General features: G+C 60.6%; 27 protein-coding genes. 7 read left to right on the top strand and 20 right to left on the bottom strand.

All coding sequences use genetic code 11. The features are described 5' to 3' along the window. Window positions 1-93: 93 nt before the first annotated feature. The 3 genes from H7C18_RS08810 (at window position 94) to H7C18_RS08800 (ending at window position 2,787) form a co-directional block, all read left to right on the top strand. Window positions 94-909, top strand: coding sequence for a Cof-type HAD-IIB family hydrolase (locus tag H7C18_RS08810; RefSeq protein WP_185128654.1), 816 nt, complete (start codon window positions 94-96; stop codon window positions 907-909). Between the two features lie 606 nt (window positions 910-1,515). Next, window positions 1,516-1,911, top strand: coding sequence for a MerR family transcriptional regulator (locus H7C18_RS08805; protein WP_185128653.1), 396 nt, complete (start codon window positions 1,516-1,518; stop codon window positions 1,909-1,911). Between the two features lie 60 nt (window positions 1,912-1,971). After that, entirely contained in the window at window positions 1,972-2,787 is an 816-nt protein-coding gene (locus H7C18_RS08800) for an NAD(P)-dependent oxidoreductase (RefSeq protein WP_185128652.1), read from the top strand. A 67-nt stretch (window positions 2,788-2,854) separates the two neighbouring features. On the opposite strand, the gene H7C18_RS35035 is transcribed toward H7C18_RS08800, so the two are convergent. Together H7C18_RS35035 and H7C18_RS08790 are read right to left on the bottom strand one after the other, a co-directional pair. Beyond that, entirely contained in the window at window positions 2,855-3,904 is a 1,050-nt protein-coding gene (locus tag H7C18_RS35035) for a GNAT family N-acetyltransferase (protein WP_238357556.1), read from the bottom strand. Window positions 3,905-3,982: 78 nt separating this feature from the next. After that, the gene (locus H7C18_RS08790) at window positions 3,983-4,345 is read right to left on the bottom strand and encodes a helix-turn-helix domain-containing protein (RefSeq protein WP_185128651.1); all 363 of its coding nucleotides are present in this window, start codon (window positions 4,343-4,345) and stop codon (window positions 3,983-3,985) included. A gap of 296 nt (window positions 4,346-4,641) precedes the next feature. Here H7C18_RS08790 and H7C18_RS08785 point away from each other — a divergent pair, with 296 nt between their 5' ends. Beyond that, complete coding sequence (locus H7C18_RS08785) at window positions 4,642-4,857, top strand: hypothetical protein (protein WP_185128650.1); 216 nt, start codon at window positions 4,642-4,644, stop codon at window positions 4,855-4,857. A gap of 24 nt (window positions 4,858-4,881) precedes the next feature. Here H7C18_RS08785 and H7C18_RS08780 read toward each other — a convergent pair whose 3' ends face one another. The 4 genes from H7C18_RS08780 to cysT are packed head-to-tail and all read right to left on the bottom strand — an operon-like array spanning window position 4,882 to window position 8,698. Next, window positions 4,882-5,988, bottom strand: coding sequence for a sulfate ABC transporter substrate-binding protein (locus H7C18_RS08780; RefSeq protein ID WP_185128649.1), 1,107 nt, complete (start codon window positions 5,986-5,988; stop codon window positions 4,882-4,884). A gap of 12 nt (window positions 5,989-6,000) precedes the next feature. Next, window positions 6,001-7,065 carry a sulfate/molybdate ABC transporter ATP-binding protein gene (locus H7C18_RS08775; RefSeq protein ID WP_185128648.1) on the bottom strand — a complete coding sequence of 355 codons (1,065 nt, stop codon included), beginning with the start codon at window positions 7,063-7,065 and terminating at the stop codon, window positions 6,001-6,003. A 35-nt stretch (window positions 7,066-7,100) separates the two neighbouring features. Next, window positions 7,101-7,895: a sulfate ABC transporter permease subunit gene (locus tag H7C18_RS08770; protein ID WP_185128647.1), complete on the bottom strand. Its 795-nt coding sequence runs from the start codon at window positions 7,893-7,895 to the stop codon at window positions 7,101-7,103. After that, window positions 7,892-8,698 carry a sulfate ABC transporter permease subunit CysT gene (gene cysT, locus H7C18_RS08765; protein ID WP_202886997.1) on the bottom strand — a complete coding sequence of 269 codons (807 nt, stop codon included), beginning with the start codon at window positions 8,696-8,698 and terminating at the stop codon, window positions 7,892-7,894. Before cysT ends, H7C18_RS08770 begins: the two co-directional genes overlap by 4 nt. 258 nt (window positions 8,699-8,956) lie before the next feature. Here cysT and H7C18_RS08760 point away from each other — a divergent pair, with 258 nt between their 5' ends. Beyond that, the gene (locus H7C18_RS08760; RefSeq protein ID WP_185128645.1) at window positions 8,957-9,388 is read left to right on the top strand and encodes a secondary thiamine-phosphate synthase enzyme YjbQ; all 432 of its coding nucleotides are present in this window, start codon (window positions 8,957-8,959) and stop codon (window positions 9,386-9,388) included. Here the strand turns inward: H7C18_RS08760 and H7C18_RS08755 are convergent. From H7C18_RS08755 to H7C18_RS08745, 3 genes are all read right to left on the bottom strand, one after another. After that, window positions 9,367-9,999, bottom strand: coding sequence for a YigZ family protein (locus H7C18_RS08755; protein ID WP_185128644.1), 633 nt, complete (start codon window positions 9,997-9,999; stop codon window positions 9,367-9,369). The two genes, H7C18_RS08760 and H7C18_RS08755, sit on opposite strands and share 22 nt — an antisense overlap. Window positions 10,000-10,048: 49 nt before the next feature. Further along, window positions 10,049-13,120, bottom strand: a complete 3,072-nt coding sequence (locus H7C18_RS08750; RefSeq protein ID WP_185128643.1) for an ATP-binding protein — start codon at window positions 13,118-13,120, stop codon at window positions 10,049-10,051. Window positions 13,121-13,396: 276 nt separating this feature from the next. Further along, a complete protein-coding gene (locus tag H7C18_RS08745; protein ID WP_185128642.1) occupies window positions 13,397-14,746 on the bottom strand; it encodes a glucose-6-phosphate isomerase in 1,350 nt (449 codons plus the stop codon). 237 nt (window positions 14,747-14,983) lie between these two features. Here H7C18_RS08745 and H7C18_RS08740 point away from each other — a divergent pair, with 237 nt between their 5' ends. Beyond that, entirely contained in the window at window positions 14,984-15,895 is a 912-nt protein-coding gene (locus H7C18_RS08740; RefSeq protein WP_337913232.1) for an NAD(P)-dependent oxidoreductase, read from the top strand. A 96-nt stretch (window positions 15,896-15,991) separates the two neighbouring features. Here the strand turns inward: H7C18_RS08740 and H7C18_RS08735 are convergent, their stop codons facing one another. The 11 genes from H7C18_RS08735 to H7C18_RS08690 form a co-directional block, all read right to left on the bottom strand. Further along, entirely contained in the window at window positions 15,992-16,489 is a 498-nt protein-coding gene (locus H7C18_RS08735) for a DinB family protein (RefSeq protein WP_185128640.1), read from the bottom strand. Window positions 16,490-16,570: 81 nt separating this feature from the next. Next, on the bottom strand, window positions 16,571-17,158 hold the full coding sequence (locus H7C18_RS35505; protein WP_337913157.1) for a serine hydrolase domain-containing protein: 588 nt from the start codon (window positions 17,156-17,158) through the stop codon (window positions 16,571-16,573). Then, window positions 17,128-17,703, bottom strand: a complete 576-nt coding sequence (locus tag H7C18_RS35500; RefSeq protein ID WP_273386241.1) for a serine hydrolase domain-containing protein — start codon at window positions 17,701-17,703, stop codon at window positions 17,128-17,130. Before H7C18_RS35500 ends, H7C18_RS35505 begins: the two co-directional genes overlap by 31 nt. A 48-nt stretch (window positions 17,704-17,751) precedes the next feature. Then, complete coding sequence (locus H7C18_RS08725; protein ID WP_185128639.1) at window positions 17,752-18,066, bottom strand: putative quinol monooxygenase; 315 nt, start codon at window positions 18,064-18,066, stop codon at window positions 17,752-17,754. Between the two features lie 5 nt (window positions 18,067-18,071). Beyond that, a complete protein-coding gene (locus H7C18_RS08720; RefSeq protein WP_185128638.1) occupies window positions 18,072-19,064 on the bottom strand; it encodes a helix-turn-helix transcriptional regulator in 993 nt (330 codons plus the stop codon). 6 nt (window positions 19,065-19,070) lie between these two features. Then, window positions 19,071-19,676, bottom strand: coding sequence for a YdeI/OmpD-associated family protein (locus H7C18_RS08715; protein WP_185128637.1), 606 nt, complete (start codon window positions 19,674-19,676; stop codon window positions 19,071-19,073). A 123-nt stretch (window positions 19,677-19,799) separates the two neighbouring features. Beyond that, window positions 19,800-20,111, bottom strand: coding sequence for a pyrimidine/purine nucleoside phosphorylase (gene ppnP / locus H7C18_RS08710; protein ID WP_185128636.1), 312 nt, complete (start codon window positions 20,109-20,111; stop codon window positions 19,800-19,802). Window positions 20,112-20,135: 24 nt separating this feature from the next. Beyond that, a complete protein-coding gene (gene tkt / locus H7C18_RS08705; RefSeq protein ID WP_185128635.1) occupies window positions 20,136-22,151 on the bottom strand; it encodes a transketolase in 2,016 nt (671 codons plus the stop codon). 192 nt (window positions 22,152-22,343) lie between these two features. Beyond that, on the bottom strand, window positions 22,344-23,240 hold the full coding sequence (gene purU, locus H7C18_RS08700) for a formyltetrahydrofolate deformylase (protein WP_185128634.1): 897 nt from the start codon (window positions 23,238-23,240) through the stop codon (window positions 22,344-22,346). Between the two features lie 34 nt (window positions 23,241-23,274). Beyond that, entirely contained in the window at window positions 23,275-24,396 is a 1,122-nt protein-coding gene (locus H7C18_RS08695; protein WP_185128633.1) for a deoxyribonuclease IV, read from the bottom strand. Window positions 24,397-24,617: 221 nt separating this feature from the next. Continuing rightward, the gene (locus H7C18_RS08690) at window positions 24,618-25,520 is read right to left on the bottom strand and encodes an aldo/keto reductase (protein WP_185128632.1); all 903 of its coding nucleotides are present in this window, start codon (window positions 25,518-25,520) and stop codon (window positions 24,618-24,620) included. A gap of 192 nt (window positions 25,521-25,712) precedes the next feature. Between H7C18_RS08690 and H7C18_RS08685 the strand changes: the two genes are divergently transcribed. After that, a complete protein-coding gene (locus tag H7C18_RS08685; RefSeq protein ID WP_185128631.1) occupies window positions 25,713-26,147 on the top strand; it encodes a DUF2621 domain-containing protein in 435 nt (144 codons plus the stop codon). Window positions 26,148-26,197 lie beyond the last annotated feature (50 nt).

Genomic DNA, 26,197 nt, shown 5'->3' with positions numbered 1-26,197 from the left:
CCGGGACGGACCGTTGCCGCCTTTTCCGGCATGCTTTACAATCGAAGGACGAGCTTTGACAGCCGAATGACGCAAAAGGAGACAGTCAAGATCATGACCCATACGAATTACCGTTTGGTGGCCGCGGATTTGGACGATACGCTGCTGACCGACGATCTGACCGTTACGGAACATACGAAGCAAACGATGGCATCGGCCATCGCGCAAGGCGTTCACCTGACGATCGCCACTGGCCGCATGTTCGCTTCGGCGCAGCTCATTGCGCGGCAGGTCGGCCTGAACGTCCCGATTATCACGTATCAGGGTTCGCTCATCCGCAATCTGCTGGACGGAGCGACGCTGTACGAACGATCCGTTCCGGTCGAGGAAGCGCGCAAACTGTACGACTACACCCGCGAGCACGGCCTTTATCTGCAAACGTTTATCGGCGACTGTCTGTACGCATTCGATGAAGGAGACAAGCTTTTCGCGTACGCCAAGCAATCCTCGATTCCGTATGTCGTCGAGCCGCTCTTCGACCGTCTGCCGGAAGGCCGTCATACGAAGCTAATCATCATCGACGACCCGGAGAAGCTCGACTCGTTACTGCCGATTTTGCGCGGCCGGCTCAGCGAGGAAGTTCATCTGACCAAGTCGAAGCCCAACTTCCTGGAATTCGTGCACCGGGAAGGCACGAAAGGTCACGCCCTGCGCTTCCTTGCCGCCCACTACGGCATCCCGATGGAGGAGACGATCGCGATCGGCGACGCTTGGAACGACCGCGAGATGATCGAGGCCGCCGGCCTCGGCGTCGCCATGGCGAACGGCGTCCCGGCTCTGCGCGAGATCGCGGACTACGTCACGCTCGGCAACAACGAAGACGGCGTCGCCCACGTGCTGGAGAAGTTCGTGCTGGGCCGCCAAGTCTGAAGAGGCTCGGAGTTTGCTATTCCAAGCATCGGACTGAAATTTCGACATTTTTCGACATTTCTTATAGCCTGATCCCTTTTTCTCTCTTTTCTTCGAAATCCCCTTCGCTCAGGACAGGATCGGGATCGGGTTCGGGGCCGAGATTGGGATCGGGTTCGGGGCAAGATTGGGATCGGGTTCGGGTTTGGGGACAGGCGCTCACCCTTCCGCTTCTCCACCATCCGTCCCAGGTTTCCTGACGTAACATTTCCTGTGGCGAGTATTCGAGTCTGGCTTCTCAGGCTCGAGCCCCCCTCGATCCTTTTCCCAGCCCCCTTTTCTTGGACTCCCTTCCCCAGATTCCCTCGACTCCTTTCATTGGGTTCCTTCCCCTGGGCTTCCTCCTCTAGACTCCCTCCCTGAGGGAATGGGATTTCGAGGCAAAAAAGACATCTCACACGCCGGCACCGCCTTCCTGAGGGAACGGGATTTCGAAGCAAACAGCCAAAAGCCCCTCCCTTGTCGCCATCCGCCGCATGCGGAGGTGTCCCTTTACTTTGCCGCAGGGACATGCTATCATCTCAACATGACGTTAACGTAATGTTTAAAGGAAAGGAGGAAACCGCAATGAAAGGCCGCATGCGCATCGGCGATTTGACGGAAAGGGCCGGAGTCACGCCGCGGACGGTTCGCTATTACGAGAGCATCGGGCTCATCCCCCCTGGCGAACGGGAAGGCGCCGGCCAGCATTATTACACGGACGAGACCGTCGAGCGCCTGCGGAAGATCGACCAGTTGAAGAAGCTCGGGCTGACCCTGGAGGAGATCCGCGACGTGATCGATCTTTATTTTACCGATTCCAGCGGTGTCCAGCCGAAACAGAAGGTGCTCGCCATCCTGCGCCAACATCTGGCCGAGACGGATGAGAAAATCGGCGGACTGCAGCAATTCCGCACGGAACTTCAGGCCCATATCGAGCGCTTCGAACGCTGGCTCGAGGAGAGAGAGCAAGAACGCCGCTAATTTTTTTAGCCAAAACATGACGTTAACGTAATGTTAATACTTTTGAGGAGGAAGAAGAAAATGAGCGAAACGATCGGATTTATCGGCCTGGGCCGGCTCGGACTGCCGGTGGCAACCAATCTTCTTCAAGCCGGTTATTCGCTGGCGGTATACAACCGGACGGCGAGCAAGGCGGAGCCTTTGATCGCGCAGGGAGCACGGCTGGCGGCCCGCCCGGCGGACGCCGTGGCTGCCGGAGGCGTTGTCGCGACTCTCGTATGGGATGACGAGGCGTTGGAAAGCGTCGTTATGAGCGAGGGCTTTTTGGAAAATCTCGGCCAAGGCGGCATTCATATCTCGATGAGCACCGTGTCGCCCGAGACATCCAGGAAGCTGGCTTCGATCCATGCCGCTCGCGGCAGCACGCTGGTCGAAGCGCCGATCTTCGGCAGACCGGAGGCGGCCGAGGAGCGGAAGCTGCTGATCCCGCTGGCAGGACCGAAGGACGCCAAGGATCGGGTTCGGCCGATCCTGGCGGCGATGGGGGGAGAGGGCCTTTATGATTTCGGCGAAGAAGCCGGAGCGGCGACGCTTGTCAAGCTGGTCGGCAACTTCCTGATCGTCTCCGCCGGGCATTCGCTGGGCGAAGCGCTCACGATCGCCGAGAAGAACGGAGTCGATCCGGTCGCCGTCGCCGACATGCTGACGCAAACCTTGTTCAACGCCCCGATTTATCAAAGCTACGGCAAACGGATCGCCCAGAAGCAAGCGCCGTTCGGCCAGAGCAAGATTCCGATGAAGGACGTCGGTCTTCTCGCCGAGGCCGCCCGACGGGCGGAGGCGCCTTCCCGAATTTCCGGCTTTCTGCACGAACTGCTGAGAAGCGAAGCGGAATAAACGGCAGAAGGACCGGAGGCGCTCGCCCTCGGTCCTTCTTCATTCGTATTGGACTTCCGCGCTCTGTTTACGGCCCGAGTTTCTTCTCCAGGATCAGCGCTTTGACCGATCCTTCGGGACGAACGACGAGCTCCTGGTCTTTGACCTCGTAGCCCATATTCTCGTACAGCATCAAATTCCGGGAGACGGACTGACGGACTTTGCAGCGGCTGATCGGCAGCCCCTTGCTCCGGCCGCGCTGCTCGACCCATTGGATCAGCCTCCGCGCGTAACCGCGCTTCCGTCTCGGCGGAATGACCGACAGGCGGAAGAAATAGATCGCGTCTTCCTCATAACGATACCGCACCATTGCGGCGGGGATGCCGTCTTCGGTCAGGATGACGGCTTCCTCTTGCCCGCTCTCCAACGCCTCGCGGATCGAATCGACCGTTTCGTCGAGCGCGCTGGACGGAGGCACCGCCGCGCGGTACTCCTCGAACGCTTCCATCATCAGCGAATGGATCGTCTCCGCATCGTCTGCCGCCGCTTCGCGAATCTCGACGACGGGATCGGCGCTGGGCTTCGGCCGGGCCCCCGGCAGTGCCCGAGGCTTGTCCTCGCGCGAACGATCCGCTTCCGGCTCGTCTTGCTCGTCATCGTCCGATTCCGAGTCGTCCTCCGACTGCTCCTCCACTACCTCCGCTTCCACGTCCACGGGCCCCAGGGCGGCCGCATTTCCTTGGAAATAAGCGCGGCTAGAGCGCGTGAACAGCAGCACGACGACGGCGAACGAGAGCACCAGCTGGATCATGTTGCTGGAAGAGAACCACAGCACCAGCAGCGAGAGCACGATCGCTAGAATGCGCTTCCGCTTCTGGACGAAAAACAGCGTCAGTCCGGTAAATACGATGGATGGCGCCAAATTAAGCGCTACGACTCCGAAGTGTCCCGCCTTGTACTCATCCGGCTGCAAGTCGAACATCGAATGGATCGTCTTGGACCGGTAGCTGCTCCAGCCGCCCGAGAAGCTGTCGGGAATGACGAGCAGCAGCAGCGCCAGGACCAGCAAGAACAGAATCAGGGCCAGCTTGAAATAAAGAACGAGTTGAACGGTCTTGATGCTGCTTGGTTTCGGCAAAGGGGAACCTCCTGCTTGGACTTTGATAATTCATTATATCGCATCCGGGCGGCGTTGGTCGAATTCGGCCATCTCTGCCTATTTGTTCCGGTACAAGTCGTCCCGTCTCTGTTCCTTCTCCCGCTTCGCCTTCAGCAGCCGGAACATCTCCAGGCTGTCCAGCAGATGCTTCGCCTCTTCGTCGGTCAGCTCCTCGACCGTTCCGCCCACCAAAATTTTGTTGCCGGAAGCCGGCTCCTCCTTGCGATCGCCCTTCAGCAGCCAATCGAGCGAAACTTCATAAATCCCGGCAAGCTCCTTCAAGATTTCGTTATCGGGCTGTGACCGGTCGTTCTCGTATTTGGATATGGTCGTAAAGTCGATCCCCAGCTTGACCGCTACCTGATTTTGAGTCAGATGCTTCTCGTTGCGGGCTTGTCTTAACCGCGTTCCGAACGACATCCGCTTCACCTCTCATAGGTATCAGTATAAGAGATTCGACATTTTTTCAACAGAACGTTGACGATTCTTCAATAATGCCCTTGAAATAGGTATATTTTACAAGTTACAATAGGGGGGATTGAAGTATTTTCAAAAGAATGCGTCTATTGGTTGAAAATCCGACTTTCGGGAGGAGCTGATCGAATGCTTCAGATGACGTGGTGGCTGTGGGTTCTGTTCATTCCCGGCGTCGTTCTCGCTTTTGTGATGGAATTCAAGAGCCGCAAGGACAAAGCCAAGGAAGAGGAGAACAAGCCATGAGAGTCGTCTGGCACCGCCCGGATCTGCCGCCTCACGAGTACGACTGTTCCGACGTAGAGCAGCTGTTGTTCCTGCTTCGGATGGTGCAGACGGTCTATCTGCAAGGAGAACCGTACCGCCTGGCCCGAAGCGGCCTGGTTGTCGAGCGGGACGAGCTCTCGATGGCGCTCTGGCTCCAAAATGAAAAAGCCCCGGACGAGCCGAGGCTGTGATAAATAGCAACGCATACCGGAGGATCAGCGGCCCGCCTGCACCTGGTACCAGACGCCGCGGCTCGAATAGAGCGTGCTGCGCACTTCGTCCCAGCCGCCCAGGTAACCGATGTCGAACAATTCCTTCGGCTGCGGGAATTTGCTCTGCCATTCGGCCGCTACGTCGGCGGCTATCGGGCGGAAGCCTTGCTTCGCGAAAATCTCCTGCGCCTTCTCGCCGTGAAGGAAGGCGACGAAAGCGTCCGCCGCCGCACGTACGCCGTGCTTGTCGGCATTGACGTCGACGACCGCCGCCGGGTTCTCGATCAGAATCGTGCGGCTTGGGGTGACGACGTCGTACTTCACGCCCTGGGCGATGCGCGCAAGCAGCTCGTTCTCGTACGTGACGATGACGTCTCCGACGCCGTATTCGAACGCGGCCATCGATGCCCGGCCGCTCTTGTCCATCGATTCCACGTTTCGATGAACCGCCGCCAGGAACGTTTTCGCCGCGGCCGGATCTTTCGCGCCGGTCTTGTCTTCCGACTCTTTGAGTCCTGCGCCGTAGATCGCGTTGATGTCCCACTGCGCTCCGCCGGACGTATCCGGGTTCGGGTACAGCACTTTGACGCCCGGCTTCGTCAAATCGTCGAAATCCCGAATGCCGAGCGGATTGCCTGCCCTCGTTCCCATCACGACGATGGACCGGGTAATCATCCCGCCGTCCGGGCCGCTTCTCCAGTCGTTCTTGATCAAGCCGGCCTTCTCCACTTTGTCGATGTCGCCTTCCATGGACAGGACGGCGACGTCGGCCTCAAAGCCTCCGGCGATGGCGCGCGCCTGCGTGCCGGATGCGTCGTAGGACTCCTGGAACTTCACGTCCTGGCCGGTCTTCTGCTTCCATTCCTCGCGGAATTCGGGCATGATCTCCTGCAGCGCGTCCTTCGCCACCGAGTATGCGCCGATGACCAGCGTCACGCTTCCTTTGCCTCCGCCGGCGGATCCCGGCGACGCCTGCCCCGCTCCCCCGTTCCCGCCGCCGCATGCGCTAACGGCCAATGCCAGCGTCAGGACGGAGGCGAGTCCGGCCAGCCTGGGCAGGACGCGATGTCGGCGAGTCTGGCGTGTCTGTTGTCGGCTTCCCCGAATCATGGCTGGCCTCCCCTAAATATGAACCGGCAACGGATCTTCCTTCAGCTTGTTCTCCATCACCCAATTGTCGTTATCGTTGAACAGGTACGCCCGATGCACGAGCACGCGCACCTCTTCTCCCGGCTGCAGCACTTTTTTCTCCAAGGAGCGGTACGTGACCAGCTTGATCTCTCCGACCTGTACCTCCACCAGCCACTCGCTGCCGCGGAAGTGAACGTGGCTGACCCGCCCCGCTTCGGTGGCGGAGAGCAGAATGAACTCGTTCTCCTTGCCGACTTCGATATACTCGGGCCGAATCAGCCCCTTCGTTCCGGGCCATGAGGCTGCCGCCTCAAAGCCCTTCAGGGAAGCGATATCCTCGATGACGGTCGACTCTCCGATAAAAGAAGCGACGAACGGCGTCTGCGGATTTTTGTAAATCTCCCACGGCGTTCCCTTCTGCTCGACCTTTCCCTTGCTGATGATCATGATCTCGTCGGCCACTTCGATCGCTTCGTCCTGGTCGTGCGTCACGAAGATCGACGTGATGCCGAGGCGGTCGATCATCTCGCGGAGCCACGACCGCAGCTCATGCCGGATCTTGGCGTCGATGGCGGCGAACGGCTCGTCGAGCAGCAGCAGCTGCGGCTCCGGAGCCAGCGCCCGGGCGAACGCCACGCGCTGCCGCTGTCCGCCGGACAACTGGTGCGGGAAGCGCTTCTCGAACCCGGCCAGTCCGGTCAGCTCGACCAATTCCGCGATCCGCTCCTTGATCTTCGGCTTCGGCCACTTCTTCACCTGGAGGCCGAAGGCGATGTTGTCGGCGACGGTCATATGCTTGAACAGCGCATAGTTTTGAAAGACGAAGCCGATGCCCCGCTCCTGCGGCGGCAGGTCGTTCACGCGCCGGCCGTGGAACAGGATGTCGCCGGAGTCCGGCTTCTCGAGCCCCGCGAGCATCCGCAGAATGGACGTCTTGCCGCCGCCGCTCGGACCGAGCAGCCCGATCAGCTGTCCTTTGCCGATCGCGAATTCCACATCCCGAACCGCCTGAAAATCGCCGAATTTCTTATTCAAACCGCGCACCTCTACGTGCATGCGGCCTCCCTCCTTCTTCAAGAGCGGCTCCCGCTTCAGCTAGCTTTCCGGGATTTCGCCCATTCCATGAACAGCAGCAAGCCGATGGAGCATGCGGCCAGCACGAGCGCGACCGCGTTCGCGGCCGTAAGATTGAAGTTCTCGACATCCTCGTACACGAGCGTCGTCGCCGTCTGCGTCTTGTTGATGATGTTGCCCGACACGACGAGCACCGCGCCGAATTCGCCCAGCGTTCGGGCGACGGTCAGCACGACGCCGTACACGACGCTCCACCGGATCGACGGCCAAGTCACCCGCCAGAACGTCGTCCAGGCGTAAGCGCCGAGCAAATGGGCCGCTTCCTCCTGCTGATCGCCGATCTCCTGAAGGACCGGCATCACCTCGCGGACAATGAGCGGGAACGTCACGAACAGCGTGGCGATCACCATGCCCGGGAGCGCGTAGACGATCGGCACGCCCGCTTTGTTCAGCAGCGAGCCGAGCGCCGTATCCGGACCGAGCAGCAGCACGATCATGAGCCCGCCGATGACGGGAGACACCGCGAAAGGCAAATCGACGATGCTGTTCATGATCCGCTTCAGCTGGGTGCCGAGCCATTTCGCGCGGACGAGATAAAGGGCGAGCATAACGCCGAACAGCGCGTTGACCGCCGTTACGATTACGACGATCAGTCCCGTCATCATCAGCGCATGAACCGCCTCGGGCCTCGAGAGCCCGGCCGCGAAGCCGCTCCAGCCGTCGTCCCAAGCGCCGCCGGCGATGCGGACGACCGGAATGCCGAGCAGCAGCGCAAAGACGATAAACGTAAGGGTAATCCACAGAGCTTTCATCGTCCCGTCCTCCTCGACTGCACGTAGCTGACGAGCCAAAGGACGAGGAACGAGAACGTAAGCAGCAGCACGGAGACCGCCGCCGCGCCGGCCGGGTTGTCGCTCTCGATCTGACCGTAAATGTAGACCGATGCCACAAGCGTCCGTCCGGGAATGTTCCCCGCGACGAGGACAACCGCGCCGAATTCGGCCAGCGCCCGCGAGAAAGCGAGCATCGCTCCGCTCATGATGCCCGGAACCATCGCCGGAAGGATGACGCGGAAGAACGTCTTCGCGCGGGAAGCGCCCAGCGTATACGCCGCTTCCTCTTCGGACGCGTCCATCTCCTCCAGCAGCGGCTGAACGGCGCGGATGACGAACGGGAACGTCACGAACACCATAGCCACGACAATGGCCGGCTCATGGAACAGGATCGTGAAGCCGAGCGAATCCGCCCAATGCCCGACCTCGCTGCGGGGACCGAGCAGAAGCAGCATCATCAGCCCCACGACCGCGGTCGGCAGCGCGAACGGCAGATCGACCATGCTGTTGAGCAAGCTTCTCCCCGGGAACCGGTAACGGATGAGAACCCAACCGGCCATCGTGCCGATCAGGATGTTGATGATGGTGGCGAACAACGCCAGCTTCGCGGTGAGGAGCACCGATTTCCAGGCGATCGGTTCGGTTAAGTTATCGACAAGGGCAGCCCAGCCGTTCGTTAGGGACTGCCCGTAAATTCCGATGATAGGAAAAACGATCAGTAAAATGAAATACAAAAGGATGGCGCTGCGAAATCCCCAGCTCCACCATCGGTTCTGCAGCATGTTCGTCACGTATGCGAACCTCCCGGGCGTATCGAGCCGTAGCACAAAAACATAATTCCTATTAACTTAGTAGGTATTGATACTGTAGCAGAAACGATATCTTGCCGTCAATGCAAATCCGCTCAAAGTTCACAGTTTTATCAAGTTTCCTAATGAAGGCTATTCAGATTGCTTATACGAGGTGCTTTGTTCATGCTGGTATCATGGGCGGGAATTTCGCTATAATCGAGGAAAACGCTCAAAGGAGGAAATCGACGCATGGTCCATAAAGAGCAGCTTCGAACGTCGAAGCGCGACGAGATGATCGACATTACCCGGGAAGTGGACGCGGCGGTCCGCCGCTCGGGCATGAAGGAAGGAATCGCGATCGTCTACTGCCCGCATACGACGGCCGGTATCGCCATCAACGAGAACGCCGATCCGGACGTGAAGCGGGACGTGCTGATGCGCCTGGACGAAGTGTACCCGTGGACGCATCCCAAGTACCGCCATGCCGAAGGAAATACCGCTTCCCATCTGAAGGCGATCACGACCGGCACCTCGCAGACCGTCATCGTCTCCGGAGGGAGACTGCTGCTCGGGAGATGGCAGGGCATCTATTTCTGCGAATTCGACGGCCCCCGCACGAGGGAGTTCCTCGTGAAGCTGATCCCGGACGAGCCCTCGGCTCATTCCCCGTCGATCCAGTAGTTCGTTCCGCCCGGCTCCACGACCGCCTGACCTTGCGTCAGGTCGGTGATCCAGGCGGCGAACCGCTCGGCCTCCCCGGTCCTCGGCCAGCAGACGACCCGCACCCGGTCGGTGAAGATCGTATCCGACACCCGGGCTTCGCGCGCCCGCAGCTCGTTCTCCAGCTTGCCGTACCAGGTGTAATCGACCTCGACGGCCACCTCGCGGTGGAGCACCTTCACGACCGGACCGGCGGCCTCGATGCCGGCCACGGCACCGTCGGTATACGCCCGGACGAGCCCGCCGGCTCCCAGCATGATGCCGCCGAAATACCGGGTGACGACAACGGCTACGTTCTGGAGCCCGCGATTCTTGATGACTTCCAGGATCGGCTTGCCGGCCGTCCCGCTCGGCTCCCCGTCGTCCGACGCTTTCTGCCACTCATCGCGTTCCCCGACCATGTAGGCGTAGCAGTTGTGAGTGGCCGTCTTGTGGCGTTTGCGGATCTCCTCGACGAATGCGATCGCCTCCTCCTCGCTCCCTGCCGGCATCGCGTGACCGATAAACCGCGATTTGCGGATGACGATCTCGCTATCTCCGTATTGTCTGACCGTTGCGTATTCGGGCAGCATGCCGCCTCCTCCTTTCTATTTTCCATTCTCTCGACAAAGCTTCGCCGCGTCAGACGCCTTCCCGCGGAACCGAGAAACGAACGGTCGTTCCGCGTCCCGGCTCGCTCTCGATAAGCAGTCCTTGGCCGAACAAGGCGAGCAGACGGCGGTGAATATTGATGACGCCTACGCCGCCCGCCGCCTCTCCCGGCCCGGAGAGCAGGTTCGCGGCACGCTCCTCCGTCATGCCCGTCCCGTCGTCCGACACGACGACGGTCGTTCCTTCATTGCCCGTATGTACGGAGATTCGAACCGTTCCGCCCTCGACCTTGCCCATGACGCCGTGGCGAACCGCGTTTTCGACGATCGGCTGAATCGTCAGCGGAGGGATGGCCGCGCTTCGGTCCTCGTCCAGTTCGAATTCCACCCGCAGCCGGCTGCCGAACCGCGCTTGCTCCAGATGCAAGTACGAGCGCACGAGCTCGATTTCCTTGTCTACCGTCGTCAGCTTCTCCCGGTTCCGGAAGTCGAAGCTGCCGCGCAAGTAACGGCTTAATTCGCCGAGCAGCTCCATCGTCATGTCCGTGTCGACCTGGCTCGTCGCCATGATCGTATTCAGCGCGTTAAACAGAAAATGCGGCTTGATCTGCGCCTGAAGGAACGCCATTTCGGTGCGGATCGTCTCCTGCACGGACTTGCGCAGCTGGATCAGCGTCCTCGCCCGCGCCCGCAATTCTCCGGAATCGACCGGCTTTCCGAGGAAGTCGTTGATGCCGGCCCGGAATCCGGCGAGCACGTCTTCGGGCCTCGTTCGGGCGGTCAACAGCAGCACCGGCAATTCGGACGGCGGGTAGCGCTTGCGGATGTCGCGGCACAGCTCCAGGCCGGACATGCCAGGCATCATCCAGTCCGCGATGACGAGGTCGGCACCGGCGCCTCCCCGAAGCGTTCGGAGCGCTTCTTCCCCGCTTTCCGCCAAAAGCACTTTGTAGCGGTCAAGAGACAGCAGGTTGACGAGCACCTGAAGATTGACCGGGTCGTCGTCGACGATCAGCACCGTGCCTTCGGTGACGGCTTTCCCGTTTGGGGGAGAAGACTCCTCCGGAAGAAGCGGAACCTCCGCTTCCGTCTCCGCTGCCGCAGCAAGCTGCTTCTCCGCCGAGATCTCCGTCCCGGCCGACGCCAGCGGGAGCGTAAAATGAAACGAAGTGCCGACGCCGACGGTCGATTCGACCCAGATCCGGCCGCCGCTCAGCTCGACGAGACGCTTCGTAATGCTGAGTCCGAGACCGGTGCCCTCCTCGCCCAGCTCATGTTCCACGCCAAGACGCTCGAACGACAGGAAGATTCCGTCCAGCTTGTTGGCCGGAATGCCGATGCCCGTGTCCGACACCGTCACGATCGCCTCCCGTTCGTTCGTCCGCGCGGAGATCGTCACCTCGCCGGCAGGCGTATACTTGACCGCGTTGCCGAGCAGGTTGTACAAAATTTGCGCCAGCCGGTCCTCGTCCGCTTCCAGCGGCGGCAAATCTTCGGGCCAGCGCTGAGCGAAGGCGATGCGCCGGCCGCCGGTCGTATGCTTGACGACCTCCAGCACCGATGCCGCCACGGCGGGAAGCTGCACGGCCCTGCGTCTCAGAATCATGGTGCCGCCGTTCTTCAGCTGCGCCAGATCGAGAATGTCGCGGACAAGCAGGGACAGTCTTCGGCCGGTCGAAGAGATCATGGACAAATCCCGCGCCTGCTTGTCGTTGAGCGGCCCCGCCGCTCCCTGCAGCAGCGAATCGGCCATGTTGATCATGCCGTGCAAGGGCGTCTTGAGCTCGTGCGACGTGCTCGCGAGAAATTCGTCCTTGAGGCCGTCCAGCGTCAGAAGCCGGTTGGACAGCTGCTCCACGTCCCGGAACGACCTCGAAAAGCGGCCGGCCAGCAAAATTCCCTGCGACAGCACGAACACGAGCATTTCGAAGGTGACGGTCGTTCGCGTCTCCCAGCCGCCGAATACGGACATCGTGATCAGGATGATGATCACGAGAACGCTTTGCATGCCGATCCATTCGAGTACGGACCTGCGGCCGTTTCTCAGGTTGCGAACGACAAGGTACAACGTGTACAGGATAGCGCACAGCGTATAAGCGAACATGATCGGTTCCAGCCTGCCGTATAGGCCGTAGGGGAGAAGAGACAACACCAAAGAGAGCAGGCAGAAGCCGCCCATGACGCGGAGCAGCGTTCGGTGCCCGCGCCCGAGAACGGAGCCCGCGCAGTATCGCAGCAGAAAATAATAGCCGAACGTAGTGGATATCAATTGCAGCTTCAGAATCCACTCATAGGGAAGGCCCGGAAGCACATCCGAGATCAGCTTCTCGCCGTGCGTCAGCGCAAAGAAGGCGCCCGAGATGCCGAAAGCGCCGAGATGCAGCAGCCCCTTCTCCTGCCTGCGGTTGCGGTAGATCAGCAGCAGATAAACGGCCGGCACGATGAAGCCCGCGACGAGAATGAGATCCTGCAGCGTCCTCCATTCCCTGAGCTTCGTTACGGAATTCTGCTCGCCGAACAGAATCGGGGAGACGACTCCTCCCGATCCGTATAAATAATTCGATACTTGCACGAGAATATCGACTTCGTTCCCGTTCACCGCAGCGTACCCGACCTCCGGAACGTTGGCCGCCTTGTCCCGCTCCGGGGAAGAGTCCGGCCGGCCGCAGGAGGCGACCTCCCATTCGTTCAGGTACACCCGGCAGGACAGCCGGATCGAATCGGTATAGATGCCCCACGTTTCGCTCCCGTTTCCCGGCAGGCGAACGCGAAGGCGGTAAGTGCCGTAACCGTAAGGAGTCGCTTCGCCGTCCTCGCCCATATACGAATTCCACGTGCCCGGCAGATCCGCAAAAGCCGTTCGCCGGGGACGCTCCGCCGCATGGGACGAGAAAGAAGCCGGCGTCAGCAGCTGATTCCGGTAGAATTCCCATTCTCCGTTCAGCGCTACCGTTCCTTTGTCGTCGAAATCCCAATGGCTCAGGTTGATAAGCCCCGCCGAAGCGACGGGCCCCCGCTCGGACGATAGAGAAAGGTATACGGAATAAGCGGGCAGCAGCAGACAGACCAATAGCGCCGAAACCGCCGCAAGCCTGCGAACCATCGGGACTCCACTCCTCGTGCGACCGAACTGTTTTGCCATCTTTTCATATTGTACAGGATCGGATGGCGATTTGCCGCCGTTTTCAGCCAAAATCCCAAAATTATCGACACGATAAGATAACCCCACAAAGTGGGGCTTAGCTTCGAAGCTTACTCAGGTACTTTGCGGGGGCCCCGGGAATTTATAAATTCTTAATGAATAAAAAAAGGGCGCCCGCCGGCAAATTCTCATCCGGGAGCAGCCCTTCGTTACGGATATGGAACGTCCGGTCTCCTCTTACAGCCGGGCTTCCAGTTCTTTCTTCTTGTCCTCGAAGCCCGGCTTGCCGAGCAGCGCGAACATGTTCACTTTATACGCTTCGACGCCCGGCTGGTCGAACGGGTTGACGCCGAGCAGGTAGCCGCTGACGCCGCAGGCGATCTCGAAGAAGTAGACGAGCTTGCCGAACGAGCGCGGCGTCATGTCCGGAATTTGCACGACCAGGTTCGGCACGTTGCCGTCCGTATGCGCCAGGATCGTGCCTTCGAACGCCTTCTTGTTGACGAAGTCCAGCGTCTTGCCGGCAAGGAAGTTCAGGCCGTCCAGATCGTCCGGATCGCTCTTCAGCGTGATCTGTTCCTTCACTTCGCCCACTTGGATGACCGTCTCGAAAATGATCCGGTTGCCTTCCTGAATGAACTGCCCCATCGAGTGCAGATCCGTGGAGAAGTCGACGGACGCCGGGTAAATTCCTTTGAAATCTTTCCCCTCGCTCTCGCCGTACAGCTGCTTCCACCACTCCGATACGTAGTGCAGGCCCGGTTCGTAGTTGACGAGAATTTCGACCGTCTTGCCCTTGCGGTACAGCGCGTTGCGGATGGCCGCGTATTGGTAAGCGGGGTTCTCGCTCAAATTGCTGTTGTTGTAAAGAGTCGCCGCTTCCTGAGCGCCCTGCATCATCTCTTCGATGTCGATGCCGGCGGCAGCGATCGGCAGCAGGCCGACGGCCGTCAGCACGGAATAGCGTCCGCCCACGTCGTCCGGAATGACGAACGATTCGTAGCCTTCTTCGGTCGCCAGCTTCTTCAGCGCGCCGCGCGACTTGTCCGTCGTGGCATAGATGCGTCCCTTGGCCGCTTCCTTGCCGTACTTGTTCTCCAGCGCTTCGCGGAAGATGCGGAACGCCACGGCCGGCTCGGTCGTCGTGCCGGACTTGGAGATGACGTTGATCGACCAGTCCTTGCCCTCGAGCGCCTGCAGCAGGTGCGTTACGTAGGTGGAGCTGATGTTGTTCCCGGCGAAAAAGATCTGCGGGGTCTTGCGCTGTTCCTTGGAGAGCGTATTGTAGAACGAATGCGACAGCATCTCGATAGCGGCACGGGCTCCGAGGTAGGAACCGCCGATGCCGATGACGACGAGCGCTTCGGAATCCGATTGGATCTTCTTGGCGGCTTGCCGGATACGGGAGAACTCTTCCTTGTCGTAATCGGACGGAAGGTTGATCCAGCCCAGGTAATCGGAGCCTGCCCCGGTTCCGTTATGCAGTTGCTCGTGTGCCAGCTTGACGGCGGGCGCCAGGTTGTCGATCTCGTTCTGACCGACGAACTTCAGCGCTTTGGAATAGTCCAGACGAATGCTTTGACTCAACTTTGAACAAGCTCCCTTCGTGAACGATCTTTCGGGCCTTGCGACCATAGCCTTAGCATACTTCAACGGGGCACCGAGATACAAGCTTTGGCAAAAACCTATGAGGATCTCGATAAATTCGACAGGGCGTTTTTGGCGGATTTCGACGAAAAGGGAACGGCCCCTTGCCTTGCCGTTAAGACCTGCCGGTCCTTCCTTTGCCGTTGCGGGTGGTCTATAATCAGAAAATACGAGTCAATCCGAAAAGGAGAGGACCAGAGCATGTCGAGAATCGGATTTATCGGCTTGGGCACGATGGGGCTGCCGATGGCCGCCAACCTGCTTCGCAAAGGGTACGCCGTTACGGTCTACAACCGGACCCCCGCCAAAGCGGACGAGCTTGCCTCGGAAGGGGCGGCCGTCGCCGCCACGCCGCGGGAAGCGGCCGATCGAGCGGACGTCGTGATCACGATCGTCAGCAACGACAGCGCCGTCGAAGAAATCTACTACGGCGCGGACGGCATTCTGAACGGCCTGAGGCCGGGAACGAAGTTGATCGACAGCAGCACGATCTCGCCGGCGCTCGCCCGCCGGCTGGCGGCGGACGCTTCCGCAGCCGGCGGCTCCTTCCTCGACGCGCCGGTGACCGGCAGCAAGGACGGAGCGATCCAGGGGACGCTCCTGTTCATGGTCGGCGGCGCCGAAGAGACGATCGAAGCGTGCCGGGACATTTTCCTCGCCATGGGCCGGGAAATTATCCGCATGGGCGAGAGCGGCAGCGGCGCGACCGCCAAGCTCGGCCACAATGCCATCGTCGGCATCAACGCCGCCGGCCTGATCGAAGGGATGGCGATCGCCGCCAAAGGCGGGCTCGACATGGAGTCGTTCGTTCGGGTCGTCCAGGGCGGCGGAGCGGCCAGCAAGCAGGCCGACCTGAAAGGACCGAAGATCGTCGCCGGAGACTATTCGGTCCAGTTCGCGCTCTCCCTGATGCTCAAGGATCTTAGGCTCGCGTCCGTCCTGTCCGACGGCATGGGCGTTCCGACGCCGATGCTTGAAGCCGCCAAAAGCATGTTCCAGGCCGGCGACGCCAAAGGATACGGCGACGACGACCTGGCGGCGCTGAGCCGGGTGTACGAGGAGTGGATCGGCAAGCGCATCGGCCGTTGATTGGGCGGCGTTACTCTTTTTGAACGTCAAGACGCACCGTATCACACGGATAATCCGCGGGATGCGGTGCGTCTTCGTCTGCTCGGCGTCAGCGGCTCAAGGCAAAGGATCCCTGCCCATGTCGATCCAATCGTCGCGGGTCTGGCCTGCGATGGCGGGCACGCGCAGCCCCGCCTGGCGCATCAGCACCGACATTTGACCGCGGTGATGAATCTCGTGGTTTAAAGTGAACCGGAGCGAAGCTCCGTTGGCCCACTCTTCTCCCATCATCGAAACCGTACGCCGAAGCGTCTCGTCCGTCCACTGGCCGGTCAGCGCCCGCCGGAAAACTTCCTTCATCCGCCGGTACTCGGAAGCGATAACCGCCGCCGATGCCGGGATCTCATCGCCCGCGAGCGGCTCGTCATATTCCAGTCCAAGCCCGGTCATATAGTTGTACGACTGGACCAGATGCCAGGCAATGCCGCCCAGCGTCCGGTGTTTGTCCGTCACGGGCTGGCCGAGCGATTCGTCGGTCAGCGCGTCCAGCACCCGCTCCGTGACCGCGGTATCCGTCTCCCATTCCTTCAAGAAATCGTCGATCTTCGTAAACATGCTTGTACCGCCTCCGCCTGTCGATTTAGCCTTACAACGACATTATAAAGAGCGTCCCCTGACAATTACGGTCAGTATTTTTTAAAGACAGGCGTAGACGATATTTTTGAGCCGCGGATGGACATAGGGCTCTTGGTTGTTGAGCAAATGCTGCGCATACAGGACGGTCAGCCGCGAATCCGGATCGATGATCGCAAGGCAGCCGGCCGCGCCGCTCCAGCCGAATTCGCCGAGCGGGCTCAGCGATCCGCTGCCGGCTTTGGAGACATGGGTTCTGACCCCGAGCCCGTAGCCGTAGCCGGCTAACTGCCCCCAATTGTAATCGCCGCGCGTGCTCTCGGTCAGATGATCCGTCCGCATCAGCTCCACCGTTGCCGAGGACAGGATGCGAGTACCGTCCGGGCTCGTGCCCCGATGGGTCAGCGCGCTCAGAAACTTCGCGTAATCGCTGACGGTCGACAGCAGCCCCGCTCCGCCGCTCTCGAACTCCGTGCCGATCCGGAACCCGTTCCCGTCCTTGCGCACGGGCTTGCCCAGCGCGTCGTTGTATTCGTACTGCGGAAGCAAACGGCCTCTTTGCTCTTCCGACAGTTCGAAGCCCGTGTCGCTCATGCCGAGCGGCCCGGTAATCTCGTCCTTTACGTATGCGCCGAATCGCCTTCCGTCCACCGCTTCGACAAGCGCGGCGAGAACGTCGTGGCATAAGCTAAGTTCCAGCGGGTGCCCGGTTCGAACAGGAGCGGCTCCTTCGCCAGCGCCCTCGCGAATTCGCGGGTCGGCACCTTGCCGTTCGTACTCTCCTTAACCTCTCGGATGGAGGGCGCTCCGAGGTCATAAGAGAATCCGGCCGTCATCGTAAACAAATCGCGCACCGTGATCGGTCTTTCTGCCTTTTCCAGAACGGTTCGGCCGTCCTCCAGCGTCCTGCGCACCGTCATGTCGGCGTACTCCGGCAAATAGGCGGACAGCGGATCGCTCAGCAGATAAGCGCCTTTTTCCAACAGCTGAAGCGCCGCCGTACAGGTCAGAATTTTCGTCAGCGAGTAAAGGTTGAAAATTCCGCGGTCGCCGATGGAAGTCTGCTCTTCGAGATTGGCATAGCCGTTGCGATAACGGAAAATCGTCTCGTTGCCGCGCATGACCGTTACTTCGGCCCATGGAATGCGCCAGGAAGTCAGGCGATCGATAAAGCGGGACAGCGGTTGGAAGTCCATCGGTTTCTCATCCTTTGCAAAAAAATCGGACCTTTGCCCGTCGTCTAGTTAATTCGAACGGTCGAACCCTTTGCCCCCGAGCGGGCGAAGCTTGATCGGCTGAACGCCGGCAATGAGCGGACGGGCGCGCCGGATGAGCTCTCCGGCTCCCTCCTGGCGCAGCGAAGCGTCGTGCGACTCGACGTCTCGCCACAGCTCCGTCACCCAGATCGTGTCCGGATCCTCTTCCGCCGTATTGATGATATACAGCTCGCAGCCGTCGAAGTCTTTGCTTTGCTCCGCCGCCTCCAGCAAAATCTTCGCCAGTTCGTCCCCTTTGCCGGGGTGGGCGGTAAACTTTCCGTACATCGCGAATTTGCTCATGATCCTCATCCTTTTCTTGATTTGGATTGATCTTTCATCGCTTGGTAGTGATCGGCGAGGCCGGAGCTGACTTCCGCCAGCTTCTCGATCAGCTCGTACGGCTCGACGACCGAGATTGCCCGCCCGTACGGCAGCAAAAAATACGGCACGTACGTGAGCAGAGAGGACAGGCCGAGCCGGTACACGGCTTCGCCTTCTCCCCGTTCCGTCTGCGCGTGCCCGAACAGCCAATGGCGGCCGAGCTCTTCGAGCGCATGCTCGTGCCCGCGAATCCGCACAAGAACCAACGTTTCCGAAGCCAAGGCGTCCGGAAGCAGCTGATTCATCAGGAACTCTTTCGCGGAAAAGGCGGCCGGGCGCCCGAAGCGGCGATCCGTCATTTGCAGGTCGATGATCCGGTCGGTCCGGAAGCTGCGCATCTCCCGGCGCAGGCCGCAATAACCGACGGTGTACCAGCTCCCCTTCCAATGCACGATGCCATAGGGATCGAACGGTCGCGCCTCAGGGCCTGCGCCTTTGCCCTTGTCGTACGTCATCTCGACTGTTATGCCTGTGGCGGCCGCCTCTTCCAGCACCCGGAGCCGCTCCTGCTCCTTCTCGCCGGCCGGCGTCTGAATGACCGACAGCCCCTCCAGGTGCCTCTCGATCCGGGTAAGCTGCTTCTCGTTCGTATACCGCTTCAGCTTGTCGATCGCCCGAACGAGCGCTTCCTGGAACGGATAGCCCGCTTCCTGGGCGAACGTGGACGCGTGGACAAGCGCCTTCTGCTCGTCCAGGTCGAACAGGAGCGGGGATTCGGAGAACGTCTCCAAAATCCGGTAGCCGCCGCTGCGCCCCGGGTCGGCGATGATCGGGACGCCGCTGGCGCACAGCGAGTCGATGCAGCGGTAAACGGTGCGAATGTGAATCTCCAGCTCGTCCGCCAGCTGCTGGGCGGTCATTCTCCCGCCGGAACGAAGCAGCCACAGAATGGACAGCATGTTGGTCGCTTTGGACATCGATCGTCAGACCTTCTTGGCTTTGGCTTTCGGGTACAGCGTTTCGCCCCGCTCGAGCATGCCGATAAACTCCCGGATCCGCTTCTCCCGGGTTTCCGGCTTTTTCGCCTGATGGATGCGGAACAGCATGGCGTAGCGGTTCTGCCGGTCCAGCGTTTCGAAAAACGCCGCCGCCTTCGGATTCCGCTTCAATTCCGCGGCGAAATCTTCCGGCACTTCGGCGATACTTTGAGAGGCGTATGCTTTGTCCCATCTGCCGTCCCGCTTGGCCGCTTCGATCGCCGCCAGACCGGACGGCTTCATCAGCCCTGCGGCGATGAGCCGCTCCGCTTTCTCGCGATTGATCTTGGACCAGATGCTTCGCGGTCCGCGAGGCGTGAAGCGCTGCAGCCAGGCGAGGTCGTCGAGCGCTTCTTTCTGGCTGTCCACCCAACCGTACCGGAGCGCGCAGTCCATCGCCTCGTCGTATGTAACCGACTTCAAGCCGGAGCCTTTCTTGGCCAGCTTCAGCCGGAAGCCCGGAGACGCGGCGTGATTCTCCTCCAGCCATTCGATAAGCGATGCGGGATTCTCGAAAAACAAAATGGGCAATTCGCCGGATTTACCGCTCATGATCTCACCCCTTGCCTGCATTGTACACGATTCCCCCTGACAGATACAGTCAGCGTTTTTTTATGGTTGGCCCGCCCGCGGCAAAGAAAAAAACGGCTCCCGAAGGAGCCGTTCCCGCCGCCCTTATAGGTAAGAGCAGACGTAGTCGGTCGTTTGCGCGATCTTGAGCTTGAACTTGGAGTCTCCCGGCACGGTGAACTCGCCCGTTCCGGAGATGGAGATCCAATCTTGAGAGCCCGGAAGCTGAACGGTCAGCTCTCCCGCCAGAATCTCCATCAATTCCGGCTGGCCGGTGCCGAATTCGTACTCGCCCGGCAGCATGATGCCGAGCGTCTTGCGCGTGCCGTCCGCGAAGATCACGGTTCGGCTCGTTACTTTGCCGTCAAAGTAGATGTTGGCCGCCTTGACGACGGATACGTTATCGAACTGCGACATATCGGTTGTTCCTCCCCCAAGTCCTTACAGCAGCTTCTTGAATCGGTCGACGACGTTCTCGACGGTAAAGCCGTATTCCTTGATCACGCGGTCGCCCGGAGCGGAAGCTCCGAACGTCTCGATGCCCAACACCGCGCCTTCGTCGCCGACGAAGCGATCCCAGCCGAACGGGTGAGCCATCTCGATCGCGAGGCGAGCCTTGATCGACTTCGGAATGACGCTGCCCTGGTATTCCTTCGGCTGCTTGTCGAACAGATCCCAGCTCGGCAGGCTGACGACGCGCACGTGGATGCCTTGCTCCGCCAGCGCCTTCTGCGAAGCGACGGCAAGCTGGACCTCGGAGCCGGTGGCGATCAGGATGCCTTGCGGCTGCCCGTTCGCGGCTTCGGAGACGATGTAGCCGCCCTTCCGGATGCCTTCGCGAGCCTTGTCCGCAGTTCCTTCGAGAATCGGCAGGTTCTGGCGCGTCAGCACGAGCGCGACCGGATTCGCGGTGTTCTCCATCGCGTAAGCCCATGCCGCGGAAGTCTCGTTGCCGTCGGCCGGACGGATCACCGTCAGTCCCGGGATGACGCGGATCGAAGCGAGCTGCTCGATCGGCTCGTGGGTCGGGCCGTCTTCGCCGACCGCGATCGAGTCATGCGTCAGCACGTATACGACCGGCAGCTTCATGATCGATGCGAGGCGAACCGCCGGACGAAGGTAATCGGTGAACACGAAGAACGTGCCGCCGTACACCTTGAGGCCGCCGTGCAGCGAGATGCCGTTCATCGCCGCGGCCATCGCGAATTCGCGGATGCCGAAGTAGATGTTGCGGCCGTCGTACTGGCCGGCTTTGTAAATCGGCAGCCCTTTGAGGTGGGTCATCGTCGAGCTCTCCAGGTCGGCGGAGCCGCCTACCAGATGAGGCACGTTCTTGGCCAGGCCGTTCAGCGCGTTGCCGGAAGCGACGCGGGTCGACAGCGGCTTGTCTTCCGTCGTATAGGAAGGCAGGTCGGCGTCCCAGCCGGCCGGCAGCTTGCGGGAGGCGGCCGTCTCGAACTGCGCGGCCAGTTCCGGGTAAGCCGCTTTGTACTTCGCGAGCAGCGCGTCCCAAGCCGCGTTAGCCTCTTCGCCGCGCTTCTTCACTTCGGCGAAGTGGGCGCGAACTTCTTCCGGAACGAAGAATTCCGGCTCGTCCCATTCGTAGAACGCCTTCGTCAGCTTCGCTTCCTCCGTGCCGAGCGGAGAGCCGTGCGGGCCCGCGTGGCCGCCCTTGCCGCCCTTGTTCGGGGAACCGTAGCCGATGACCGTCTTCACTTCGATCAGCGTCGGCTTCGTCGTCTCGGCTTGCGCCGCCGCGATCGCCTTGGCCAGGGCGTCCAGATCGTTGCCGTCCTCGACGCGAAGCACCTGCCAGTTGTAGCCTTCGAAGCGCTTGGCCACATTTTCCGAGAACGACAGGCTCAGTTCGCCGTCCAGCGAAATGTCGTTCGAATCGTACAGCATGATCAGCTTGCCGAGCTTCAGGTGACCCGCCAGCGAAGCCGCTTCGCCGGAGATGCCCTCGGACAGGTCGCCGTCGCCGCAGATGCCGTAAGTGAAATGGTTGATCAGAGCATAGCCGTCGCGGTTATAGGTGGCGGAGAGCTGCGCTTCCGCCATCGCCATGCCGACCGCCATGCCGAAGCCTTGGCCGAGCGGACCGGTCGTGGCGTCGACGCCGGCCGTATGGCCGAATTCCGGGTGGCCCGGCGTCAGGGAGCCCCATTGGCGGAAGTTCTTGATCTCTTCCAGCGGAAGATCGTAGCCGCTCAAGTGAAGCAGCGCATAGAGCAGCATCGAGCCGTGGCCGGCCGACAGCACGAAGCGGTCGCGGTTGATCCAATCCGGGCGGGAAGGATTGTGCGTCATCGTCTTGGCGAACAATTGGTAGCCCATCGGAGCGGCGCCCATCGGCATGCCCGGATGGCCGGACTTCGCCTTCTCGATGGCGTCGATCGCGAGCGTGCGGATCGTCGTTACGGATAGCTGTTCAATCGATTTCGAGCTTACTGTCATAACCTTGTTTGGCCTCCTCCATCATTTGCACGAACGTTCATGGCCGGCCCCGGATCGTCGGTTTCCCGATCTCCGGAGGTGCTGCGCCAGTCTTGCCTATTGTATCATGCGACCCTTGCCAATGCCACACTTGTACGGACAACCGGCGCTTCGCCGGTAAAGCCGCGAAAGCGCCGGTTGTCCGTGCCCGGGTCAAATGAAAACAACCGTTTTGTTCTGGTAGACGACGAGCCGGTCCTCGACATGCCAGCGAACCGCGCGCGCCAGGACGGTACGTTCGATATGGCGCCCCATCCGCTTGAGCTCGTTCACGTTCTCGCGGTGGCTGACCCGCTGCACGTCCTGCTCGATGATCGGGCCGGCGTCCAGCTCGTCCGTCACGTAGTGGGCGGTCGCGCCGATCAGCTTGACCCCCCGGCTGTACGCCTGGTGGTAAGGCTTGCCCCCGACGAAGGCGGGCAGGAACGAATGGTGGATGTTGATGATCCGGTTCGGGAACCGCTCGATGAACTTCGGCGTGACGATCTGCATATAGCGGGCGAGGATGATCAGGTCGATTTTCCCCTCCGTCAGCTCGAGCTGCTTGCGCTCCGCTTCCGCCTTCGTGTCCGCCGTAACCGGAATGTGGTGGTACGGAATGCCGTACGATTCCACCAAGGAGCGCATGTCGTCATGGTTGCTGATGACCATGCTGATCTCCGCGTCGAGATCGCCCGCCTGCCACTGCCACAGCAGCTCCAGCAGGCAATGATCCTCCTTGGAGACGAGCACCGCGATCCGCTTCCGGCGGCCCGCCCGGTAGACGCTCCACTTCATCGAGAATCGGTCCGCCACCCGCGTAAAATCCTCCTGAAGCGTCGGCAGCGAGCTCTCCAGGTTGTCCAGGTCGAACTCGATCCGCATGAAGAACATGCCGCCTTCGGGATCCATCGTATATTGGTCGGACTGCACGATGTTGGCTCCGTGCTCGTACAGGAAATGCGACACCGTCGCCACGATGCCCGCCCGGTCCGGGCAGGAGATCAGCATGCGCGCCCGGCTGCTCTTGTCCTCGGCGGGACGCTGCGTTTGATAGACCGATTGACTCATCTTCCAAAACCTCTTCCTTCTTGAAAATGCTGATTTATACTTTCGCCAGCCATTCCTTGCCGGCCAGGCTTGCGGTAAGCCGCTGGTTCACTTGCTCTTCGCTGTAATCTTCGGACAACACCCGGTTCTCCTTGATCATGTCGTAGAGCCGTTCCATCGGTTCGCGGGGGTCCGCCTTCTTCGCCTTGGCATCCGACTTCAGAAGGTCCCACGTCTGCAGCACGTACTGACGCGGCACGACGTCCGACTTCGCGTAAAAATGATGAAGCCGCTCGACATCCTCCATGAACTCGCCGCCGAACCGATCTTCCGCGTCCGCGCGCAGCATGGCGATCTCGGCTTCGTACATCGGCCGTTCCTTTTTGCCGATCCACGGCGTCTCCAGCACGAACGGCCGGCCTTGCAGCGCTTCGTGGTGAACGACGCGGTCGATCGCCTCGAAGCCGATCCAGCCCGAGCCGATCGGCGCGTGGCGGTCCTTGGCCGCACCTTGCGGATTTTTGCTGTCGTTGACATGCACGACGGCGACGCGGTCCAGCCCGACGATGTCGTCGAACTTCCGGAGCACGCCGTCGATATCGCCTACGATATCGTAGCCCGCGTCGTGCATATGGCACGTGTCCATGCAGACCGTCAACCGGTCGTTCGCGCGGACCTTCTCGATGATCGCCGCCAGCTCCTCGAAGCTGCGCCCGATCTCCGTTCCCTTGCCCGCCATCGTCTCCAGCGCGATGTTGACGTCGGTTTCCTTCGTGCCGTCGAGCACCTCGTTCAAGCCTTCCGCGATCCGCGCGATGCCGTATTCGGGATCCTTTTCCGTGTAGGCGCCCGGATGCAGCACGATGTTGCGGACGCCGATCTTGTGCGTGCGGCGAATCTCTTCCTGAAGGAAGTTCACCGCGAGATCGAACGTCGCTTCTTTATAAGAGCCCAAATTGATAATGTAGGGCGCGTGCACGACGATCTCGTCGATGCCCGCCGACGTCATCGCATCCTTGCCTTCCGGGATGTATAAGTCCTCGATCGGCTTGCGCCTCGTATTTTGCGGCGCGCCGGTGTAAATCATAAACGTGCTGGAACCGTATGAGACGGCTTCCTCGGTTGCGGTCAGCAACCCTTTGTCCGAAAAAGAAACGTGCGATCCGATCTTCAGCATCGTCTTCTCCTTTCGCGCCCGCGCTCTTTTCCGCTCGGCCCGGGACGCCCTTTAAATCAACCTTTATTGTAACAGGTTCCTAGCCTCTTAAAAAGATTCGCGGCGAAGAAAGACCTGGCAGAATCTGCGCAGGGCATAAAAAAAGCGGGATGCGGCCCCGACGCTTTCGCGCCGAATCCCGCATCTCGCCATTCGCCCTCTGTTGCCGATGCCGCCTTCGGTCAGCCCAATCCGCGCCAGCCGGCCTCCGCTCTCTCTCGCCATACCGTCCGGATGGCCTCGTATTCTTCGATTTCGAGCGGACCGTTTGCCAGAATCTTGGCGTTCTCCTCCCATCTGCCGGGCTTCGCCGTCCCTACGATCGCCGAATGAACCCCGGGGACCGACAAGGTGAAGCGGAGCGCAATCCCGATCGCCTCCTCCGGCCGTTCGCGAAAAAAATCGTAATCCAGTTTGCCGAGACGCTCCGCGTATTCCCGATGGCGTTCGTTCTCGACTTTGCCCGGGGCCGTCCAGACCGCGTTCGCGATCGGACGCTTGGCGACGACGCCGATTCCCCGCTTGCGCGCTTCCGGCAGCGTCAGCTCGATCGCTTCCTGGTCGGCGATGCTGACCGAGGTTTGAAGCGACTGGAACGCTCCGCACGTCGCCGCGTACAGCGCTGCGAAATGATCGCCGCTGTAGCCCAGAAACCGAATCTTGCCCTTTTCCCGGGCCCGCAGCAGCACGTCGATCACGTCGCCTTGCCGCAGCAGCTCCTCCGAGCAGTTGTGCAGATGCACGACGTCCAGGCAATCCGTCCGCAGCCGCCGCAGGCTGCGGTCGATCGTCTCTTCCAGGAGCGCCGGCTCCCAGTCCGGCCGGTCATATCCGGCAACCTTGCCGTGGCCGCATTTGGTAAACAAAAAGTATTCGCTCCTGCGGTGTCCGACCGCTTCCCCGATCAGCGCTTCGCTGTCGCCGTAGCACTCGCCCGTATCGATCAGGTTAAGCCCCGCATCCAGGGCGCTGCCGAGCAGCCGTTCGATCGCCTTCGCGTCCGCCCCAATAAAACCGATCTCCGCCGCTCCGAAACCTAGGGCGCTGACCGACATGCCCGTATTTCCGTAATCGCGCCTTTCCATCCTCTCCGCCTCCCCATTGCCGTCTTAAACCGCCACCGCCATTATGCCATAAGGCCGTTGCGGCCGAATGTTGAAAATACCGACCGATTTCAACGCCGAAAAATATCCCCTGGCCATCACGCTCCCGCATGCGGCGAAAACGTCGAAATCGATCCGAAAATGCGGTATAATTTGAATTCGAGGTGATTCGAGATGAAATCCGCTCCCGATTGGGTAATGTACTTCATTGCCTTTTGGGCCTTCTTGCTGGTCGTATTCGTCAGCATCGGCGGTTTTTTCATGTTCCGCAAGTTTCTGAAGGTGCTGCCGAAGGGCGACGGCAAGTCCAAGCTCGACTGGCAGAACTATTGGGTAGAGCGCAGCCGGCCGCTTTGGACCGACCAGTCGAAGGAAATGCTGGAACAGCTCGCGGCTCCCGTTCCGGCGCCGTTCCGGGACATCGCCAAGCATTCCATCGCCGCCCGGATCGGCCAGGTCGCGGTGGAGAGCGGCGCGAAGGAAGTCACGGTGGACCACTGCATCGAAGGATACATACTGGCGACGCCGAAGCGGGACCACAGCTTCCTGATCAGCTTTCTGGAGAAAAACCAGATCGACTACTCGCCTTATCGCCATCTGCTCGGCTAGACCGGCCGAATTTGAAAAAACGAAACCTTTAGGCGTCCCGGTCGTCTAAC

This window comes from Cohnella zeiphila (genome assembly GCF_014212055.1).
Classification (GTDB): Bacteria; Bacillota; Bacilli; order Paenibacillales; family Paenibacillaceae; genus Cohnella; species Cohnella zeiphila.
This window is presented reverse-complemented; position numbering and strand designations above follow the sequence as displayed.

Coding starts and splice junctions, on each gene's coding strand:
- H7C18_RS08810 (WP_185128654.1), top strand. CDS start 94: ATGACCCATACGAATTACCGTTTGGTGGCCGCGGATTTGGACGATACG.
- H7C18_RS08805 (WP_185128653.1), top strand. CDS start 1,516: ATGAAAGGCCGCATGCGCATCGGCGATTTGACGGAAAGGGCCGGAGTC.
- H7C18_RS08800 (WP_185128652.1), top strand. CDS start 1,972: ATGAGCGAAACGATCGGATTTATCGGCCTGGGCCGGCTCGGACTGCCG.
- H7C18_RS08790 (WP_185128651.1), bottom strand. CDS start 4,345: ATGTCGTTCGGAACGCGGTTAAGACAAGCCCGCAACGAGAAGCATCTG.
- H7C18_RS08785 (WP_185128650.1), top strand. CDS start 4,642: ATGAGAGTCGTCTGGCACCGCCCGGATCTGCCGCCTCACGAGTACGAC.
- H7C18_RS08780 (WP_185128649.1), bottom strand. CDS start 5,988: ATGATTCGGGGAAGCCGACAACAGACACGCCAGACTCGCCGACATCGC.
- H7C18_RS08775 (WP_185128648.1), bottom strand. CDS start 7,065: ATGCACGTAGAGGTGCGCGGTTTGAATAAGAAATTCGGCGATTTTCAG.
- H7C18_RS08770 (WP_185128647.1), bottom strand. CDS start 7,895: ATGAAAGCTCTGTGGATTACCCTTACGTTTATCGTCTTTGCGCTGCTG.
- cysT (WP_202886997.1), bottom strand. CDS start 8,698: ATGCTGCAGAACCGATGGTGGAGCTGGGGATTTCGCAGCGCCATCCTT.
- H7C18_RS08760 (WP_185128645.1), top strand. CDS start 8,957: ATGGTCCATAAAGAGCAGCTTCGAACGTCGAAGCGCGACGAGATGATC.
- H7C18_RS08755 (WP_185128644.1), bottom strand. CDS start 9,999: ATGCTGCCCGAATACGCAACGGTCAGACAATACGGAGATAGCGAGATC.
- H7C18_RS08750 (WP_185128643.1), bottom strand. CDS start 13,120: ATGGTTCGCAGGCTTGCGGCGGTTTCGGCGCTATTGGTCTGTCTGCTG.
- H7C18_RS08735 (WP_185128640.1), bottom strand. CDS start 16,489: ATGTTTACGAAGATCGACGATTTCTTGAAGGAATGGGAGACGGATACC.
- H7C18_RS35500 (WP_273386241.1), bottom strand. CDS start 17,703: ATGGACTTCCAACCGCTGTCCCGCTTTATCGATCGCCTGACTTCCTGG.
- H7C18_RS08725 (WP_185128639.1), bottom strand. CDS start 18,066: ATGAGCAAATTCGCGATGTACGGAAAGTTTACCGCCCACCCCGGCAAA.
- H7C18_RS08720 (WP_185128638.1), bottom strand. CDS start 19,064: ATGTCCAAAGCGACCAACATGCTGTCCATTCTGTGGCTGCTTCGTTCC.
- H7C18_RS08715 (WP_185128637.1), bottom strand. CDS start 19,676: ATGAGCGGTAAATCCGGCGAATTGCCCATTTTGTTTTTCGAGAATCCC.
- ppnP (WP_185128636.1), bottom strand. CDS start 20,111: ATGTCGCAGTTCGATAACGTATCCGTCGTCAAGGCGGCCAACATCTAC.
- tkt (WP_185128635.1), bottom strand. CDS start 22,151: ATGACAGTAAGCTCGAAATCGATTGAACAGCTATCCGTAACGACGATC.
- purU (WP_185128634.1), bottom strand. CDS start 23,240: ATGAGTCAATCGGTCTATCAAACGCAGCGTCCCGCCGAGGACAAGAGC.
- H7C18_RS08695 (WP_185128633.1), bottom strand. CDS start 24,396: ATGCTGAAGATCGGATCGCACGTTTCTTTTTCGGACAAAGGGTTGCTG.
- H7C18_RS08690 (WP_185128632.1), bottom strand. CDS start 25,520: ATGGAAAGGCGCGATTACGGAAATACGGGCATGTCGGTCAGCGCCCTA.
- H7C18_RS08685 (WP_185128631.1), top strand. CDS start 25,713: ATGAAATCCGCTCCCGATTGGGTAATGTACTTCATTGCCTTTTGGGCC.